This window comes from Paenibacillus sp. 598K (genome assembly GCF_003851045.1).
Lineage (GTDB): Bacteria > Bacillota > Bacilli > Paenibacillales > Paenibacillaceae > Paenibacillus_D.
On record NZ_BFBX01000031.1, the window covers coordinates 103,372 to 121,433 of the forward strand.

At 60.1% G+C, this 18,062-nt stretch carries 18 protein-coding genes; 3 read left to right on the forward strand and 15 right to left on the reverse strand.

Annotated features, from left to right (window positions below; genetic code table 11):
- Positions 1-27: 27 nt before the first annotated feature.
- From PA598K_RS11020 to PA598K_RS11030, 3 genes are read right to left on the reverse strand one after another with little or no spacing between them, the layout of a single operon-like run.
- Positions 28-1,128, reverse strand: coding sequence for a Ger(x)C family spore germination protein (locus PA598K_RS11020; protein ID WP_128656998.1), 1,101 nt, complete (start codon positions 1,126-1,128; stop codon positions 28-30).
- On the reverse strand, positions 1,125-2,228 hold the full coding sequence (locus PA598K_RS11025) for a GerAB/ArcD/ProY family transporter (protein WP_128656999.1): 1,104 nt from the start codon (positions 2,226-2,228) through the stop codon (positions 1,125-1,127). Before PA598K_RS11025 ends, PA598K_RS11020 begins: the two co-directional genes overlap by 4 nt.
- On the reverse strand, positions 2,228-3,595 hold the full coding sequence (locus tag PA598K_RS11030; RefSeq protein WP_185601830.1) for a spore germination protein: 1,368 nt from the start codon (positions 3,593-3,595) through the stop codon (positions 2,228-2,230). The genes PA598K_RS11025 and PA598K_RS11030 overlap by 1 nt, the downstream gene beginning before the upstream one ends.
- 162 nt (positions 3,596-3,757) lie before the next feature.
- Here PA598K_RS11030 and PA598K_RS11035 point away from each other — a divergent pair, with 162 nt between their 5' ends.
- Positions 3,758-4,660: a YihY/virulence factor BrkB family protein gene (locus tag PA598K_RS11035; protein ID WP_128657001.1), complete on the forward strand. Its 903-nt coding sequence runs from the start codon at positions 3,758-3,760 to the stop codon at positions 4,658-4,660.
- A gap of 44 nt (positions 4,661-4,704) precedes the next feature.
- Here PA598K_RS11035 and PA598K_RS11040 read toward each other — a convergent pair whose 3' ends face one another.
- Together PA598K_RS11040 and PA598K_RS11045 are read right to left on the reverse strand one after the other, a co-directional pair.
- Entirely contained in the window at positions 4,705-5,040 is a 336-nt protein-coding gene (locus PA598K_RS11040) for a hypothetical protein (RefSeq protein ID WP_128657002.1), read from the reverse strand.
- A complete protein-coding gene (locus PA598K_RS11045) occupies positions 5,037-5,447 on the reverse strand; it encodes a hypothetical protein (RefSeq protein ID WP_128657003.1) in 411 nt (136 codons plus the stop codon). Before PA598K_RS11045 ends, PA598K_RS11040 begins: the two co-directional genes overlap by 4 nt.
- A gap of 157 nt (positions 5,448-5,604) precedes the next feature.
- Between PA598K_RS11045 and asnB the strand changes: the two genes are divergently transcribed.
- The gene (gene asnB / locus PA598K_RS11050; protein WP_128657004.1) at positions 5,605-7,449 is read left to right on the forward strand and encodes an asparagine synthase (glutamine-hydrolyzing); all 1,845 of its coding nucleotides are present in this window, start codon (positions 5,605-5,607) and stop codon (positions 7,447-7,449) included.
- 89 nt (positions 7,450-7,538) lie between these two features.
- On the opposite strand, the gene rdgB is transcribed toward asnB, so the two are convergent.
- From rdgB to PA598K_RS11065, 3 genes are all read right to left on the reverse strand, one after another.
- Positions 7,539-8,183, reverse strand: coding sequence for an RdgB/HAM1 family non-canonical purine NTP pyrophosphatase (gene rdgB / locus PA598K_RS11055; RefSeq protein ID WP_128657005.1), 645 nt, complete (start codon positions 8,181-8,183; stop codon positions 7,539-7,541).
- Positions 8,180-8,926 carry a ribonuclease PH gene (gene rph / locus PA598K_RS11060; RefSeq protein WP_128657006.1) on the reverse strand — a complete coding sequence of 249 codons (747 nt, stop codon included), beginning with the start codon at positions 8,924-8,926 and terminating at the stop codon, positions 8,180-8,182. Before rph ends, rdgB begins: the two co-directional genes overlap by 4 nt.
- 166 nt (positions 8,927-9,092) lie before the next feature.
- Positions 9,093-10,145, reverse strand: a complete 1,053-nt coding sequence (locus PA598K_RS11065) for a GerMN domain-containing protein (protein WP_260405354.1) — start codon at positions 10,143-10,145, stop codon at positions 9,093-9,095.
- A gap of 132 nt (positions 10,146-10,277) precedes the next feature.
- On the opposite strand from PA598K_RS11065, the gene PA598K_RS11070 reads away from it, so the two are divergent.
- Entirely contained in the window at positions 10,278-10,817 is a 540-nt protein-coding gene (locus tag PA598K_RS11070) for a phosphatidylglycerophosphatase A family protein (RefSeq protein ID WP_128657007.1), read from the forward strand.
- Between the two features lie 226 nt (positions 10,818-11,043).
- Here the strand turns inward: PA598K_RS11070 and PA598K_RS11075 are convergent, their stop codons facing one another.
- From PA598K_RS11075 to PA598K_RS11105, 7 genes are read right to left on the reverse strand one after another with little or no spacing between them, the layout of a single operon-like run.
- Positions 11,044-12,030: an MBL fold metallo-hydrolase gene (locus tag PA598K_RS11075; RefSeq protein WP_260405355.1), complete on the reverse strand. Its 987-nt coding sequence runs from the start codon at positions 12,028-12,030 to the stop codon at positions 11,044-11,046.
- 23 nt (positions 12,031-12,053) lie between these two features.
- Entirely contained in the window at positions 12,054-12,791 is a 738-nt protein-coding gene (locus tag PA598K_RS11080) for a class I SAM-dependent methyltransferase (RefSeq protein ID WP_128657009.1), read from the reverse strand.
- A gap of 30 nt (positions 12,792-12,821) precedes the next feature.
- Complete coding sequence (gene fni, locus PA598K_RS11085; protein WP_128657010.1) at positions 12,822-13,910, reverse strand: type 2 isopentenyl-diphosphate Delta-isomerase; 1,089 nt, start codon at positions 13,908-13,910, stop codon at positions 12,822-12,824.
- 19 nt (positions 13,911-13,929) lie between these two features.
- A complete protein-coding gene (locus PA598K_RS11090; RefSeq protein WP_260405356.1) occupies positions 13,930-15,408 on the reverse strand; it encodes a phytoene desaturase family protein in 1,479 nt (492 codons plus the stop codon).
- Positions 15,405-16,562, reverse strand: coding sequence for a glycosyltransferase (locus PA598K_RS11095; RefSeq protein WP_128657012.1), 1,158 nt, complete (start codon positions 16,560-16,562; stop codon positions 15,405-15,407). The genes PA598K_RS11090 and PA598K_RS11095 overlap by 4 nt, the downstream gene beginning before the upstream one ends.
- Positions 16,538-17,293, reverse strand: coding sequence for a lysophospholipid acyltransferase family protein (locus tag PA598K_RS11100; RefSeq protein WP_128657013.1), 756 nt, complete (start codon positions 17,291-17,293; stop codon positions 16,538-16,540). Before PA598K_RS11100 ends, PA598K_RS11095 begins: the two co-directional genes overlap by 25 nt.
- Positions 17,286-18,062 (reverse strand): carotenoid biosynthesis protein, encoded by a 777-nt coding sequence (locus PA598K_RS11105; RefSeq protein WP_128657014.1) that lies wholly within the window; start codon positions 18,060-18,062, stop codon positions 17,286-17,288. Before PA598K_RS11105 ends, PA598K_RS11100 begins: the two co-directional genes overlap by 8 nt.

The following is an 18,062-nucleotide window of genomic DNA, read 5'->3' on the forward strand; positions in this document are numbered from 1 at the left end:
CGTTCGTACTCTGTCCATGCCTTTTCCCTATCGCTGAGTTGGAGGTTCGAGAAACTGCAACCCGGTGTTTCTTAATTCGATCCCGAACGTGTAGTCGATTCGAGCCCTTTTGTATAGCTCCGACCAATCTGCATATTGGGATGACGTTAACTGTCCGCGATAACGGTTGCCAAAGCCGAAAACGTCGGCGCCTGCTCGCTGGGTTTTTTCAAACATCGACTTGGCCAAGCCCTTTAGTTCCGTTTCGAGCTCGGATACGACGTCCGTCTTGCTCGCATCCCCCCAATGCGAGCTGTCGATCAGCGTCAACGATAACTCGCAATGGATTCGAATGGTCGGAATGCCTGCCTTCATCGACGTGTCGATGTGGCTGATGTTATGCACGATACGGACATCCGCCCGATCCATAAGCTCGACTTCCGCGTCATGGAAGCGGTGAGTGAACAACTGATACAACAGCGATTCATCCTTGTTGAGCTCGCCGATGATTTTGTCCCCCCTGAAAATGACATTGCCTGCGAATTCAAACGAGTTCTGCTCGCCTTCCTTCAATAATGGAATCAAGTTGGCATGAAACGGATTGTGAAATTTGGAGTAAATCTCCCATAACCTTGTTTTATTTTTGCGCGGCATCCCTCCGGCATAAGGCTCGAAAAACAACTTGGTATAAATACCCGAAAGCTCTCCGGTCGGGTTCGGGCTGCTGAATATATGCTCCATATTGCCTCGGACAACAGCCACTACGGTATCAAGCGGCACCGAGCGCTCGCGCATGGCAAACTCTAGATAGGGGGCGAGCCCTACCTTTGCGAGCTTTTCGTCGATGAGAAGCGCGCGCGTCGAAGAGGCGTCGACTGCTTTGGGGAGTTTATAGCCTACTTTATACAAGGCGTCGGGTACGGTATGGCCTTCCTGACTGATCACGAAAAAATCTTTTTTGGATTGCTCCAGTGTCGCCTTGGGAAGAGGGAAGCGCACCCAGATACGGACGGTGTCGCCATCGGCATGCTCAAGCCCAAGCGCGCCAACGATCAGGCGATTGTCAACATCGCGGGAATCCCAACAACCACACAGGAGGAGCAGGGTTGCAGCGCAGCATGCGGCGAGAATTCGACTCCCCCTGCTCATACCGCACGCTCCTGCATGCGACGTCCTGCCAGATGCAGCAATGCTATCCCCAGCAACGGGAACACAAACATGACATAGAGCCGCAGCCCCGCCGTCAGTACCATGACCAGCTCAACGTCCCGCCACGAAGGGATAAATGTGGCTGTTAAGAACACCGCCAGCACCAGTACGGCGCCAGTCATCTTGCTGCTGCGCGGAGGCAGGAACGTACGCACGGTTTCATTTAAGACATGCAGCTTCAGCGCCAGGATGACAAGCACATACAACAACGAGACCGTTACAAAAATGGCGCCCAAATTCTCAACGATGACCCAATAATGATAGATCGAATCCATCTTGGAGACAAAAGGCACCGTAAGCTGACTCGTCAACTCTCGGCCAAAGGTAAGCACCGGCAAGTAGATGTAGCCCGCAATCATCGGCAGCGCGCATAATAACGCCAGTCCATACGCGCGCCAAGCGACAGCGACGGAGCGATGAGAGTAAGGCTGGATCAGAGCCGTAATAACAAAGCCCATCCAAAGGCAGGAGCCGGCGTAAAACTGATTGTTGCGGATGAAGTCGCCATTGAAGCGGGCCCAAGGAATCCCCATCGACCAATCCAGATTGCTCCAACCCAGGATGAGCAGCGTGACGCTTGCCGGCACAGCGAAGAGAACGAGTACTTTGGCTGACCGAACGATCGGCATCACCCCTGCGCTGGCGAGTAAAGCCGGCGCCAGGATCATGCCATTCAAAAAGGCAATGGGCGTTGTCGGCAGCATCGTCATCGTGATGACCTCGGCGTAGGATCGCAGCATCACGACGAGTGCTCCGAGCAGAGAGACAAATAACGGCAAGCAAAGCAGAATTGCGGGCGCCCAGCCGACGGATCGTTTTAGCTCTGTCAGCAATCGCCTGCCCTGGAGGCGGGAAAGAAGAAGGGCGTAAAGCCAGGAGCAGACGACAGCTGCCGCGCACCAGACTACAAGCGGAACCCAATAGCTGCCCGCCGTGCTGCGTGTCAGGAAGCTGGGGTAAATGAAACCGGCTGTCGAACCAAAGTAAAGCAAGTGAATAACGAAATGCTCATATCCGCCTAGCTTGGAAGACTTGTCCATCAGGATGCTCCTTTCTTCGGTCGCAACGAGGTCAAGTAAGGGGAGCCGAAGGATTCCAGGCAACTCAGATAGAAAATGAGGCAAGCGAAGCAAAATACGACGCCCAAAAGTCCGGCGATGGTCGCTCCGATCATAATGAAATATTTGAGTATGCGCTGAACAAGCCCCATCTGATAATCGACAACGATAAAGTTCGTAATGGCGGTAGCAGCTGTAATAATGACTAACAGATGGCTGACGATATTGGCCTGAATGATAGCCTGTCCGAGGACGACGCCGCCAACCATGGTGACAGTCGAGCTGATCGTCTTCGGCAGCCGGAGACCTGCTTCGGTGATGAAATCAATAATAATTAGCATCAAAAGGGTTTCGACAAAGACAGGATACGGGACGCCCTCGCGGCTTGCGGAGGCCGCCAGGCTAATCTCCAGCCGATTGACGTCGACATTTACAGAGGTCAGCGCAACGTACAGGGCCGGCAGGAACAGGTTGGCCAGCATGGCCAGGAATCTAAGGGTTAACAGAAAATAAGCAACATATCCATTGACATACTTGTCTTCGGGAGAATGCCAGAAGTCCGTATACACTGAAGGCACACTTAATGCAAATGGCGAACCGTCCACGATTATAACGGCCTTCCCGGCCATCAATTCTGTCGATGCTCTGTCGGGTCGCTCTGTCGAAACAGCAAGCGGAAACAGCTTCATTCGTTTAGAGGACAATAATAGCCGCAGCAATTGCCCGCTGTCTTGCAAGCTTTCGGTTCGAATGCCTTTAATCTTTTCCTTCAACTGCGTCAGCATCGTCTCGTCCGTCTTATCCGAATAGGAATAGATGGCGATCCGCGTATGACTTTCTTCGCCGATTCGATACTCCCATAGCTTCAGCTTGGACGAACGGAGCTGCTGGCGAATTAAAGCGGTGTTGATATCAAGATTTTCCGTAAATGCGCTCATTGGCCCTTGCAGCACATTTTCAGTGATCGGAGACTGAACCGTTCGCCCATGGTATTGCTCCAGATTCAAAATAATGCCTTCCGTTGAGCCCCGCTTGCACAGCACTGCAAAACCTTGACAAATCGCCTGCTTGCATCGATTGAAGTCGCCCTCATCAAGATCGTTGCCTCTGTAATGGTCAAGATGGATCGATATCTCGCCTTCATTATTGGATCGAAGCAAATAATTGAGCTTGACTGAAGAGCATAAGGAGCGCAAATAGCATAAAATAAGCTCGCCCTCCGTATCCGTCCCCAGCCGCTCGGTTATGTAATCGGCCGAGTCGGAGAACGCCTCGTTTAGTTGTTCATACAGGGAACGAGCCCCCGGCGCTTCATTTAAACGATAGATTAAGGTCAAAAGATCGGCCATATGCATCCCCCTGCCCCTGACTGAATGCGAAGCTGCGCTTTAGCATGCCCATTCCCAGTCATTTCATGTAGGCAGCCCTTTCGTTTCAGGTCAGATCATCAGGGTAATGAACAACATATCAGCTTATTCGGTTGCTATTGCAATCGCCAAGGGGGAATCTCGATGTCTAAAAAAGAACATGTCATGGATTTTGTCAAACGCATGATCGCCCGCTTCCAGGCCGACGAGGTGCCTGCGCTTGGCGCTCAGCTCAGTTATTATCTTGTCCTGTCGTTTTTTCCGTTCCTCATCTTCACCGTGACGCTGCTCGGCTTTGCCCAGATGTCTGGCGAGCAGTTCATCCAGGAAACGGTGCAGCTGCTGCCGACCGAGACGGCCAGCACCGTCACCTCGATCCTCAACGAGGTCGCGTTGAATCGCAGCGGCGCAGTCCTCTCGTTTGGCATCCTCGGTACGATCTGGGCTGCCTCCAACGGAGTCAATGCGATGATCAAGGGACTGAACAAGGCGTATGACGAGGAGGAGAGCCGCCCGTTCTGGAAGGTACGGGGTATCTCCATCCTGTTGACGCTCGTCCTCTCGATCGTTATCATCCTGGCGATGGTGCTGCTCGTATTCGGCCGTGGCATCGGCGCCTATCTGTTCGAGATACTGGAGTATCCTGCTGGCTTCGAATCGACCTGGAACGTGGTCAAGATTGTCGTGCCTCTGCTTGGCATGATTGCAGTGTTCACGGTATTGTTCTGGATCGCGCCCAACCGCAAAATTCGCATCAAGGAGGTCGTCCCCGGCGCCATCTTTACGACGCTAGGCTGGATCGTCACGTCGCTTGGCTTTTCCTTCTACGTCAACAACTTTGGCAATTACACCAACACGTATGGGAGCATCGGCGGTGTCATCGTCCTGCTCATCTGGCTCTATATCAGCTCGATCATCATCATCACCGGCGGCGAGATTAACGCCGCGCTTGCCTTCAAGCGCGAGGGGCGGGAGAAAATCGGAGCCAAGACGATCGGCGTGAAACTGCCTTGGGCCAACAAAAAATCCGGTCCTCTCAACACATGAGAGGCCGGACGATCTCCTGATGCTGCGCGGGGCGACAGCTTTGTTTATCTGGACAATTCGCGGGCAAGGTCCTCGCGGACGACCCCGCTGGCCAATATTTGCTGCTTCAAGGAGGCCAGCTCGACGTTGCCATCCATGCCAGAGGACAACGCCATCGTCTCGTCGGTAAACGCATGATGCAGATTATTGTCGTACCAGTCGATCTCCATATCGGCATCGTTGCCCAGCAAGGATACCATGTCATACTCGTCGCCATAAGTCGGCGTCATATAGGCGAGCAGCACCGGGTGCTCCGGGTCGTCGGTTTTGACCTCTACCTCGCCGCATCGCACGCCGCCCCGATCGACAATTCTACGCACGCTTGCCCTCAGTACATTCATGAATCGGATGTCTCCTTTTCTCCTGGAATTTCGACGAATGCTATAGATTTGATATGCGCGCGTGTCGATTCCGTCCCCAGCTCGTACAGCATCGTATAGACACGCTTCAAGAGCAAGTCATATCCGAGGTTGATCCGGTCGGTCGAGAAGCTCGTGTATGGCGTCTTGGCAAAATGAAAGGTCTGCGCCTCGTCCCAGCTGACCAGTTCCTCGAACAGCTCCTGCAGCCGGTTCAACTCTTCCTCATTGGCCCGGATCACCAGCTCATAGGCTGCCGCCTCGGGGTCCTCTAGAATCTGTGCCCCTCCTACGGCAACATAGTAGGTTTTGCGGGCGTCGAACGATGCGTCCTGAGCGCCTGCCTGAGCTTCTTCGCGATGCGGCTCCTTCTCGTGTTCTGTCGTCATTTGCGCTTGCGCCTCCTTTTGACTTATAGGGGTTAAGAGTGCCTGCCGCTGCCTATAGCTTCCCAGCCGGACAGACATTTTATGCTTGGCGCACGCATATACCTCTTAGACCTTATGTCATAAGCCCTGCAAAAACGACAGGAGAGGAATGAACGCTATGTGCGGTATTACCGGGTGGATCGATTGGACAAACGACCTGACTCAGCAGAGCGCAACCCTGGAGCAGATGACGGAGACGCTGGCACTGCGCGGGCCGGATGCGTCAGGCTCATGGATCAACGCCCATTGCGCGCTCGGGCATCGCAGATTAAGCGTCATCGACCCCGAGAACGGCGCCCAGCCGATGGTGAAGCTGCGAGGCGACGATACGTATGTCATCGTATATAATGGTGAGCTGTACAATGCGCCGGAGCTGCGCGTCCAACTGCAAAGCGAGGGGATTCGATTCCAGACCCAATGCGACACGGAGGTGCTGCTGGCCGCGTACATCGTATGGGGCGGTGCTTGCCTGGAGCGATTGAACGGCATTTTTGCCTTTGCGGTATGGGATGACAAGGAGCAGACGTTGTTCCTCGCACGCGATCGTCTCGGCGTCAAGCCGTTGTTCTACAGCGCGGTCGACGGCTTATTCGTGTTTGGCTCCGAGCAGAAGGCGCTGCTGGCGCATCCTGCCTGTCCGCCAGAGGTCGGGAGCGAAGGACTGGCGGAGATCTTCATGATCGGGCCGGCTCGCACGCCGGGACATGGCGTCTATCGGCATATCCGCGAGCTGCGGCCCGGCCAGTATATGCGGGTCGACCGCTCCGGCCATCAGATCGGCACCTACTGGCGACTCGAGAGCGCGCCGCATGCCGACGATGTCGAAGCGACGGCGGCGCGGGTGCGCGAGCTGCTCGAGGATACGGTCAGCCGCCAGCTCGTCTCGGATGTGCCGATCTGTACGCTGCTCTCCGGCGGTCTCGACTCGAGCGCCTTGACCAGCTTCGCCGCTCGGCATTACGACAGTCTCGGCCTGGGCGGCGTCGATACCTTCTCCGTTGACTTCGTCGACAACGACAAGCACTTCAAGGCCCACGTCTTCCAGCCAGGCAGCGATGCGCCCTGGATCAAGCGCATGACGGAGCATCTCGGCACGAAGCATCATGCGGTCGCATTCGATACGCCGGAACTGGCGACGGCGCTGGACGACGCCCTGCGGGCTCGCGACCTGCCGGGGATGGCCGATGTCGACAGCTCGCTGCTGCTGTTCTGCCGGGCGATCAAGCAAGAGGCAACGGTTGCGCTGTCAGGGGAGGCGGCTGACGAGATCTTCGGCGGCTACCCGTGGTTCCACCGCGAGGAGTCGCTGCAGGCTGCTACCTTCCCGTGGGCACTGGCCTCCGGGATGCGCGCCGAGCTGCTCTCGCCCGAGATCGCGGCCTGGATCCGGCCGGAAGAGTATATCGCCTCGCGTTATAGCGATGCCGTCGCCGAGGTGCCGCATCTGGCGGGCGAGACCGAAGCGCAGCGGCGGATGCGGACAATGTCGTACCTGAACATTACCCGCTTCATGCCGACGCTGCTGGACCGCAAGGACCGGATGAGCATGGCGGCCAGTCTGGAGGTCCGGGTGCCTTTTTGCGATCATCGGCTGGTGGAATATGTGTGGAACATCCCTTGGGAGATCAAGACGTCGGGAGACCGCGAGAAGGGCATCCTGCGACGGGCGCTGCGGGGTGTACTGCCTGAGGATGTGCTGAAGCGCAAAAAAAGCCCGTATCCGAAGACGCATAATCCGGCCTATTTGGAAGCGATGAAGCAGCAGGTGCTGACGATCCTCGACGATCCGTCCGCTCCGCTGCTGCCGCTGATCAATGTCAAAAAAATACGTGCGCTCGCCGAAGCCGCCGATCCCTCCTCCCACCTGCCCTGGTTCGGTCAGTTGATGTCGACGCCGCAGCTATTTGCCTATTTGTCGCAGACGAATACGTGGCTGAAGACGTACAATATTTCGATTCGCTGACACGACTCGGTTTCATTTCACAGCACAAAACAAGCGGCTCCCGTTGCGCAATGCGCCGGAAGCCGCCTTTTCACTATCCACTACAAGATCTAAGCCCGCGAAGCCAACAGCTCCAGTAGTTTGGCCAGCGCGCGGCCGCGATGGCCAAGCCGCTGCTTTTCGTCCTTGGACATCTGGGCGACCGTCTGCCCGGACTCGGGGATGTACAGCAATGGATCGTAGCCAAAACCGCCCTCGCCTGATGGCGATGCGACGATCATGCCGTCCATCGTCCCCTCCGTCTCTACGAATGTTCCGGAGGCCGGGTCGTACAGCGCCAGCGCGCAGACGAAGCGTCCTGCGCTCAGTCCTTCGACGCCTCCTGGCAGCTCGTCCGCCGGTACCCGCGCGCCGATCCGTGCCAGCTCGGCCAGCAGCTTCGCGTTGTTATCCGCGTCGGTAGCGCCTGCGCCGGCATAACGCGCCGAGTAGACGCCGGGAGCGCCGCCCAAGGCGTCCACGCACAGTCCGGAGTCGTCAGCGAGCACCGCGAGCCCCAGCGCATCGCCGACGATACGGGCCTTGATGCGGGCATTGTCGGCGAAGGTGCTGCCGTCCTCGACGATGTCCGGCAGCCCTTCGTAGTCGGCCATGCTCTCGACGGCGATGCCGAGCTTGGCGAAGGCATGGCGGAACTCCGCAGTCTTGCCCTGGTTCTGGGTGGCGACGACGATCCGTTCGCTAAGCTGCGTCATGCCTGCTCCCCGCCGATCCGCGCTCCGGCCTCGCCGAGCGCCTCGCGCTGATGGTCGATGAGCAGGCGGATGCCGGCCTCCGCCTGCTCAAGCAGCGCGTTCAGCTCCTGCCGCGAGAATGGCGCATCTTCCCCCGTGCCCTGCACCTCGACGAAGTTGCCCTTGCCCGTCATGACGACATTCATATCGACCTTGGCCTTGGAGTCTTCCTCATAATTGAGATCGACCCGGACCGCATCGCCGATGACGCCGACGCTCACCGAAGCCAGGAAGTCCGTCAGCGGGTAGCGAGCGAAGCGGGACGAACGGTCGAGCTTATGCACCGCCAGCGCCAGCGCGATGAACGCCCCGGTGATCGACGTCGTGCGGGTCCCGCCATCAGCCTGGATGACATCGCAGTCGAGTGTGATCGTCCGCTCTCCGAGCGCTTGCAGATCGACGACCGACCGCAGCGCGCGTCCGATCAGCCGCTGAATTTCCATCGTCCGTCCGGTCAGCTTGCCTCGCACCGCTTCCCGTTGATTGCGCGTATGCGTCGAGCGCGGCAGCATCGCATACTCGGCATTAATCCAGCCCTTGCCCTGCCCCTTCATGAACGGCGGCACCCGCTCCTCGATCGAAGCGGTGCAGAGTACCTTGGTCTCGCCCATCTCGATCCAGACCGAGCCCTCGGCGTATTTATTCGGATGCAGCGTGATCGTTACCGGCCGCAGCTGCGCGTCTGAGCGTCCTTCTACTCGCATGTAATAGCCTCCTGATAGATTGATTCCGACCCTTGATTTCCAACAGTCCTCCCCCATTCTACCAAATCCCCGCCGCAAAAGCACCCTTGGAGCGATGCCCGTGCAGCGAGCAAGCGACGCGCAAAAGAGAGGGTTGCCCCTCTCTCTCCTTCCGCGGCAGGCGGATTTAAAACTTCAAACCGTTGACATGGGTCGGGCGATCGACAGGCTCGCTGTAGGAGCGATTGTCGGTGTCCTTGAGGTCGGAGCTGCCGTTGAGCTGAATCTGCACCTGCTTGGCGCCGGTATTCTCCGTCAGCGAGAGCACGACGGCTTGCAGCATCTCCGAGGGCAGCTTCTGCTCGGCGCTGAACATCTCGTCCTTCAGATCGACGGTGACGACCCCATCCGCGATATCAAGCCCGCTTACCTCGATATCCTCAGTCATGACCGCATGCAGCTTGCTGAACGGCCCCGGACCTGCGATCAATTGCTCGATGGCCGCTTTGGCCGGTTCGGAAGACCGCTCGATGAGACGGGTGACTGGCACATAGTATTGCTCGTCCTCTTCGGTAATCGCCGAGAAGTAGAGCGTCACCGGTGTGGAGCGGGCATAATTGACGCCCTCCGCTATCTCCAGGTTAATGCCCATCTTGCGCGACAGCGGACCTGCCAGCGGCATACCGTCGACCGGCATCTCGTCGAGACGTTCGCCTTCGTTCCAGATCTCCACCTGTTCGATGCCAGGGAAGCCGGTCAGCGTCCAAGTGAGCGCTTCGACGATTTTGCGCTCATCCGGGACATTGTAATCGAGGAACGGACTCGTAAAATCGACGATTGCCTTGCGTTGCTCCTGAATGACGTTAAACGTCAGCACCTCTGTGCCCTGCGGCAGCACCGGCGAGAATCCCGCAGGCAGTTGGTCCGCGTAAGCGCCGTTCTCCACCATCATCTCGAGCGCACGCTGCTCGATGCGCTCGTCCGGCTTCAGGGCAGCCTGCAGCGTCACCGGCGCGATATAGCCATTCGCATCCTTCAGGAACACCGTCAGCTCGGTGCCGCCCTCCACTGGAGCCGCCGTTGCCTGATCGCCGGACAGCGGGTCCTCGATCGTCTGCGGCGGATCAATCTGCCGGCTTGTCTGTTCGGAGAACAGACCGCAGCCGGACGCTGTCGCCAGCACCGCTACCATTCCCCCTGCCAGCAGACTACGCCGCATCCATTGTGTTCGTCTCATCATCTCCGCGCCTCCCTGTAACGTAGGTTTCATTTGGTACAACTTCTGTTTTGTAGTACTATGTATACGAGCCCTCTCCACTTTTAGACCAAGTTTTGTCCCATATTCAGAATTCGTCCCAAAGGGGTGTCCAACATGTCCAATCCTGCAAAATACAGCCTGAACAGCCGCCAAGTCGCCGAAGCGACGCAAGCGTGGCTGGAAAAACGCGGCGTCACCAAGCTTCAGATCGCGGAGCTCGTCATGCTGCTGCAAAAAAGTTACTTTCCCGAGCTGACGATGGAGGAATGCGTCCATAACGTCGAGGCTGTACTCTCCAAGCGCGAGGTGCAAAACGCGGTGCTGACCGGCATCCAGCTCGACATCCTCGCTGAGGAAGGCAAGCTGCTGACCCCGCTCCAGGAAATGATCGTCAATGACGAAGGCTTGTACGGCTGCGACGAGATCCTGGCATTGTCCATCGTCAATGTATACGGCAGCATCGGCTTGACCAACTTTGGCTATATCGACAAGCTAAAGCCTGGCGTGCTCGTCAAGCTCAACGAAAAAAACGGCGAGCATACGCATACGTTCCTCGACGATATCGTCGGCGCCATCGCGGCCTCGGCCAGCAGCCGGATCGCCCACCGCAAGCAGGCGGAGCGCGAGGGCGAGACGACGCCGCCGCTCGACTGAACGCTTGCCAGACCGGGCTTCTCACGAACGGATGCCGATAGCTGACTCGCTCCTCGAAGCCCGCGCGGGAACGCCCGCACGAGTATGCGTCTTCAGACCGGCGACGAGTGCTATCGCGCGCAGAGATCACACCAAAAAGCGCTGTGCATAAGGCAAGTTATCCGCCTTACGCACAGCGCTTTTTTTGAATATCATTCTCTCTTGGATATCATTCTCTATTCGGAACTTATTCCTTATCGGTTGACAGATAGCGCATGACGCCGTCTGGGGATGCCCCAAGCTCGACGATCGCGCCAGAGTGGGCCAGATGCTGCAGATGCGCTAGCGTCTCCGCCATCGCGAACCGCAGATTGTGGCTGTCGCGGCCGACTCGCTCGCCAAACATTCGCAGGCAGATCTCATACCCGTGCAGCGGCTCGGTTAGCCACTCCGCGATCTCGGCGAGTCGATACTCGTGATGCGCCCGGATCTCCGCAATCCTGCCGCCAAAGTCGGCGAACGGATCGCGGTGACCGGGGAAGGCCCGCTCGACCGGCAGACGCGAGAGCTCGTCGAGACTATTCAGGAAGGATGCGAGCGGATCGACTTCCCCTCCGGGGACGAGGCTGATGTTGGGCGTGATGCCCGGCAGCACCTGGTCGCCGCACAGAATAAGACGGCGCTCGCGCTGGTAGAAGAGCAACTGTCCATAGGCATGACCCGGCGCGTCGATCATCTCCCAGGCGCGGTCGCCCAACAGGATAGACTCTCCCGCCTCAAGTAGGCTAATCTGTGTCGGCTGCGGCGATACGCGCCCGACGAATAGCCCGAGATTGGTTAGGATGCCGTCCAGCTCGCGCTCCGGCATGCCATGCCGCGCATACAGCTCAGCCAGCCGCGCGTCAAAGTCGCTCTCCGCCCCCCACAGCTCAGACGCATACGCCAAGGCGGCAGACGACATCCGGACTTCGGCTCCCGTGCGCGCCTGGAACCACCCGGCGAGCCCGTAATGGTCGGGATGCTGATGGGTGAGCACGATCGTATGGATCGCCTGCCAAGCTACCTGATGCTCTGCCATGGTCGTCCCCCAGAACGCCGCAGCCTCCGGGGTGTGCAAGCCGGGGTCGATCAGCGTATAACCCCGACGGTCGGGGATCAGATAGCTGTTCACCCAGCGCAGCGAGAAGGGCAGCGGCACCTTGACCTGCAGCCACCCTTCCGGCCATTCAGTCACGCTGCGCCTCCTGGACGGATCCATCAGCGCGCCTCCGCCAGCAGAATCTGGCGACGCGAGGACCGCTCGTCGTAGACGGCTCCCTCATAGTCTCCGAACAGCCCGACGATGCGGAAGCCCACCTCCGCCAGCCGTTGCTCGAACCACGCCGGGCCGAGCAGCCGCACCCGCTCCTCATACCGTCGTTCGAGTCCTTCCTGGGTGACGACGCGGATTTGCTTGCGCACCCATTGCTCATCGACAAGACGGTCCTCGATGATCCGCCAGCCCGTCGGCTCATCCAGCCGCTCCGAGTGCGGGACCAGACTCTCCCGGACCTGAGCGGGATTAAGATAGTCGATCAGCAGCTTGCCGCCCGGCTTGACGACTCTGCGCAGCTGTCGCAGCACCGCTTCGTTGTCCGCCTCCGTGTCGAAATAACCAAATGAAGTAAACAGATTGACCGCGGCATCGAAGCTCTCGTCGGCAAACGGCAATCGACGCATGTCGCCTTGTACCCAGGTCACAGCTTGCTCGCCGTCGTGGGCGCGCGCCTCGCGCAGCAGCGCCTCAGACAGATCAATGCCCGTCACCTTGTATCCCAGCCTCTGGATTGCCAGCGCGTGCCGGCCCATGCCGCAGCCGACATCGAGCACGCGGGCGCCGCCGGCCAGCGCGAGCCAGCCGGCCATCCGGTTGACCTCCTGCGCGGCCTGCTCCCAATCTCTATGTCTGTAGACAACCTTGTAATCCTCGCCGAAGCTATGCTCAAACCAACTCATCGCGAGTCTCTCCCCCTCTCCGTATTGCTGCTATTGCTGATCCCCGCGTCCGCTCGATACAAGCCGCGTCGTCCGCTTCAGATCGGCGATCGTAGCGGCGCCGATCCCGAACATGGCGGCGCGCAGCTCGAACTCGATGCGCTCGAACTGGCTCAGCAATCCGTCTGCTGTCGCACCTGCCGACCGGCCAGCGGCCGAGGGCAGCAACGCCCGGCCAAAGCCCGCCAGATCGGCGCCAAGCGCGATCGCCTTGGCCGCGTCGACGCCCGAGTGCAGACCGCCGCTGGCGATAACGGAGACGGACGATGACTGCTCCCGCACCTCGCGGATGCTCTGGACCGTCGAGATGCCCCAGTCGGCAAACGCCGCTGTTGCTGCACGCCGGATCGGATCGGAGGTGCGGAACTTCTCCACCTGGCTCCAGGACGTGCCGCCCGCGCCCGCGACGTCGATGAAGGATACCCCGGCGTCCAGCAGTCGCCGGGCCGTATCGCCATCGATTCCCCAGCCGACTTCCTTGACGCCGACCGGCACCTGCAGTTCCCGGCACAGCTCGGCGATGCGTTCGAGCAGCCCGCCGAAGTTGGTGTCGCCCTCCGGCTGGAACACCTCCTGCATGCTGTTGAGATGCAGCACCAGCCCGTCCGCTTCGGCGAGCTCGACGGCCCGCCTGCACGTATCGACGCCATAGCCGTAATTAAGCTGCACCGCTCCAAGATTGGCGAGGATCGGTATCGTCGGCGCCTCTGCGCGCACCCGGAACGTCGCGGCCAGCGCCTCGTCCTCGATCGCGGCGCGCATCGAGCCCAGTCCCATCGCCCAGCCGTGCGCCTCCGCCGCTTCGGCCAGCTTGCGATTGATCCGCTCCGCCTGATCGGTGCCGCCGGTCATCGAGCTGACGAGCAGCGGCGCCTTGAGCGGCTTGCCGAGGAAGGCGCTCGAGAGGTCGATGCGGCCAAGCGACAGCTCGGGCAATGCATTATGACGGAAGCGCAGATGCTCGAAGCCGCTGGCGATGCCGACAGAGGCGACATCCTCCTCGAGACAGATGCGGATATGCTCGCCCTTGCGTTTGGCTGTAGCAGCTTCCTCGTGATGGCTGTTTCTCTCTTCTGTCATCCTACTCCTCCTTTGCTTATTAGCTGTATATGGATATGAGGCGTTCCGCTACCAATTGGCCCGAACGCGTGACGATCGGCGTGCCGCCGCCGGGATGCGTCGTGCCGCCGACAAACCAGAGGCCCTCGATGTCTCGCGAGCGATTGGCCGGGCGGAAGAAGGTCTGGCGGGCGCCGTTGGAGGAGATGCCGTAGATCGCTCCCCGGTAGGCTGCGGTATCGGCGTGCAGTTGCTGCGGCGTGTAGATGCGTCGCACCTCGGCCTGCGGGACGCCTGCGACGCCAAGCCGCGTCAGATCGGCTGCGATCCGCGCCGCATAACGCTCGCTCTCCTCCTCCCACGACCATCGCTCCGAGAGGTAAGGCGCATTGACGAGCACGAACAGGCTGCTGCCGCCCGGCGGCGCCGCCTCCGGCTCGGTCGCTGCCGGATGGCAGATATAGACGGTCGACGCCTGCGGCGGCTGCAGCTCGCGGAAGATCGACTGGAACTCGTCCTCATAGCGCGCCGGGAAGAAGACGGTGTGATGCAGCAGCTGCGGCTGCGAAGCAGGGATGCCGAGCAGCATGACGAAGCCCGACAGCGACGGCTCGTATCCTCGGATACGTGCGTCCGGCATGGAGCGCCGGTCCTCGGGACGAAGCAAGCGCTCACAGATCGTCAGCACGTCGCCGCCGGCGATCACGATGTCGGCGTCCATACTGCCCGCAGTCGTCTCCACTCCGGCTACGCGGCCGCCGCTGACCCTGATGCGCTCGACGGTCGTACGGTAATGCAGCTCGACGCCAAGTTCGCCGGCGAGCCGCTCGAAGGCGTCCACGATCGAGCTCGTGCCGCCCTTCACGCTATAGACGCCGAGCTCTCGCTCGACATGGGCCAGCATCGCGAATATCGCTGGCGCCTCATAAGGCGAGGAGCCGACGTACGTCGCGTATCGGCCCAGCATTGCAAGCGTATTGGGATGGCGGAAGTAATGGCGGAGCAGCTGTTGCAGTGTCGTAAAGGGCCGTATGCGAGCAAAGGCCGCAGCCATCCGGGGACGCGCCATATCCCGCCAGCCCAGCATCAGCTTGCCGAGGAACTGCTCCTCGGAGATCCGGTACAACCGCTCCGCTTCCTCGCAAAAGCGAGGATAGGCGGCAGCGTCCTCCGGACTGTAGGCGGCGATCTGCAAGGCTACCGCTTCGACGGAACGATGGAGGTCGACGATCGAGCCGTCGTGGAACACATTGCGCACCGAAGGATCCAGCGGGCTGAGCGTCACATAGTCCTCCATCCGGCGACCTGCGCTTGTGAACACCTCTGCGAACATATGAGGCAGCGTAATCGTGCTCGGCCCCCTGTCGAAGCGGTAGCCCTGCTCTACGATACGCTGCAGCTTGCCGCCAGCCTGCGGCTGCTGCTCCAGCACCGTCACAGCGAAGCCGTGCGCCGCTAGCCGGATCGCAGCAGAGAGCCCGCCCAGACCGGCGCCGATAATGATTACGCGCTTCTTCAATGGTAGATTCTCCCTTTCCACACATAGCCGCCGCCTCGTCCCGCCGAACGCCACGATGCGATGCCGATGGCGATCAGGCAGACCATGCTTGCCGGCAGACACCATGCGAGCCAGCTCGGCTGAGATTGCATCCGGTCGGCGGTCCGCTTGATGCAGACACCGAGGCCGTAACCGATCGCCGCCGGAGCAAGCCAGGCCGGCTGCCAGATCGCGAGCGGCAGCGCGGCTGCCGGCAGGACATACAGCAGCACGTATAGCATCAGTATCGCACCGAGCAGGTACGGATTGCGGCCAGTGCCAGCGTATATATTTTTGCGATAGCCGTGCCAGACCTCGCTCGCGTCGTGATACATCCGCATCCGGACGGCACGGCGCACATCGGCCAGGACGACCGGCTCGCCGCCCCGCTTCGCCTCCCGGGCGAGCGCCATATCGTCTACCAGATCGGCGGGATTGGCGGCATGGCCGCCGATCGCCTCGTAGGTGACGCGCGAGATCAGGATCCAGGCGCCGTGCGCAGCGACGAAGCGAGGATCTCTAGAGCTCTGGACCGCGCGGATCGGCAGGTGGCAAGCGATCGTGAAGCCCATCATCGGCACGACGAGCCGCTCCAGCCAGCTGCCCGTCACCTGGCGCGGAAAGCCGGTAATCAGGCCGCGCCCCTGCCTGCGCGCTGCCTGCAGCGCCAGCTCCACCGCACCCGGCTCAAGGACCGCGTCGGCATCGAGGAACAGCCACCAGTCGCCTGTGGCGGCTCGCGCGAGCTGATCGCAGGCATACGCCTTGCCCATCCAGCCGACAGGCGGCGGTTCGCCGGAGAGGATGCGGACGCGAGGATCGCCGCCAGCGGCTGCAACAGCGAGACGATACGTCTCGTCCTCCGACCGATCGTCGAGGACGATCGCCTCCCAACTGCCGTCGGCAGGTCCGGCAGCCAGCACTGCCCGCAGGCAATCGGCTATATTGCGCGCCTCGTTACGGGCGGGTATGAGGATCGACAGGCGCGGCGGCGGCGAGTCGCTGGTCCCTGTCTGCTCCTCGCCCTCCTGCGGGCGGGCGACGACAGCAAGCGGCGGCAGTTGCCTGACGTTCCACATCGCGAAGCCAAGCTGCAGCAGCAGCGCCACGACTACGCCCCAAAGAACGATTTCCATGCCCGCACCCTCTTCTTCATGGTCAAAAACGCTTCGCTCGTCGAGCCGCCGCCCGCGAGCAAAGGCGTAAAGTCGTCCGCAAGCTGCGGATCGCCGTCGATGCAGCGACTACGGTGACGCTCAAGCTGCGCGCAAAACGCCTCCTCTACCGCCGCTGTCGCCGCCTGCTTGCCGAGCGACTGCCAATCAAGCGTCAGCGGCAAACCGGCATGCAGCGTAGCCTCCGCCTTCTGATGATGGTACAGGGAATAATAGGCCGTCACCGGCATCACTGTTGTCTGCGAGGACCGCTCCAGCAGATAGCCTACGCCGGACTGGAATCGGATCGGCCGATGCTCCTGATGCCGGATATCGCCTTGGGGGAACATCCACACGCATTTCCCGGCTGCGAGCAGAGCTTGCGCATAGCGAAGCGAGGCGACGATGCCCTTCGGGTTGCTCTTGTCGATGGAGAAGACGCCAAGCTTGCGGAAAAACAAATAATGGCGCAATTGCTTTTCGTCCATCATAACGTAATGATCGCCGCTGGAGCAAGTTCGAAAGGCATGGTACGCGATCATCCCATCCCACCAGGAGCTGTGGTTCATCACATAGAGACGGCCGCCGTTCCGCTCGCCGGCATCCAGGTCGCCCCGGAGTCCGATGAAATGAAAATGGCGGCGCAATAAATAACGCTGGTTATAGTGAAAAAAAAGCCGGTCGAAACCGGCTGATTTGGCTGCTTCAATCACGTCGCGCCCTCCATTCCATCACGGCTGCGGCCAATACCGCCAGCGCCACCGGGATCCATAGCCCTGCCTTCCAGCCGAGCAGACCGAACATCAGACACATGCCGCCGTAGAGCCGGCAGGCTTCACGATACAGTCGCCCGTTGGCCCGATGTACCGGGAACAACAGCGACAGGAGCGCCGCAAGCGCGAACCAGCTAACGAAGTTCTGCAGCGGAATCTCGTAGAATGACCCCCACGATCCGGGATCAAGCCAGATCCAGAACTCCCGGCTGTAAGCGACAGGGTCGAGGATCAGGTCGAACCAGAGCGCATAGCCGCCAACCTCCAGCGCGCGTACCCAGCGACGGGTGGAGCGGCTGACGAGCAGCGCGCTGCCGACGACGCCGATCCAGGCGAAGCCGATCGGCACCGGCACCTCTCCAGGACCGAGACGGAGTATGTCGGTGTAGTAATAATTACCGAAGGGGAAGCCCGTCTTGGTGCCAAGCCACTCGGCGAACATCGTGACGACGCAGACGACCGCAGCGAGCAGGACGAGACGGCCAAGCGCCGGCGTTTGCCGACGCTGCTCCGATTGCAGCTGGAGACTGAGCGCATACAGCCCGAAAAACACCAGGAACAACCCGTTGCTGAACGCCAGCGCGTCCGGCACCCGGTAGAACAACATGAAGAGCAGGCCGATCAGCATCCAGCACCAGAACACGATGCGGATCGTCTTGCCGGGTACAGAGGACGGCGGCTCCGGACGGACGACTATCGTTTCCCTCAT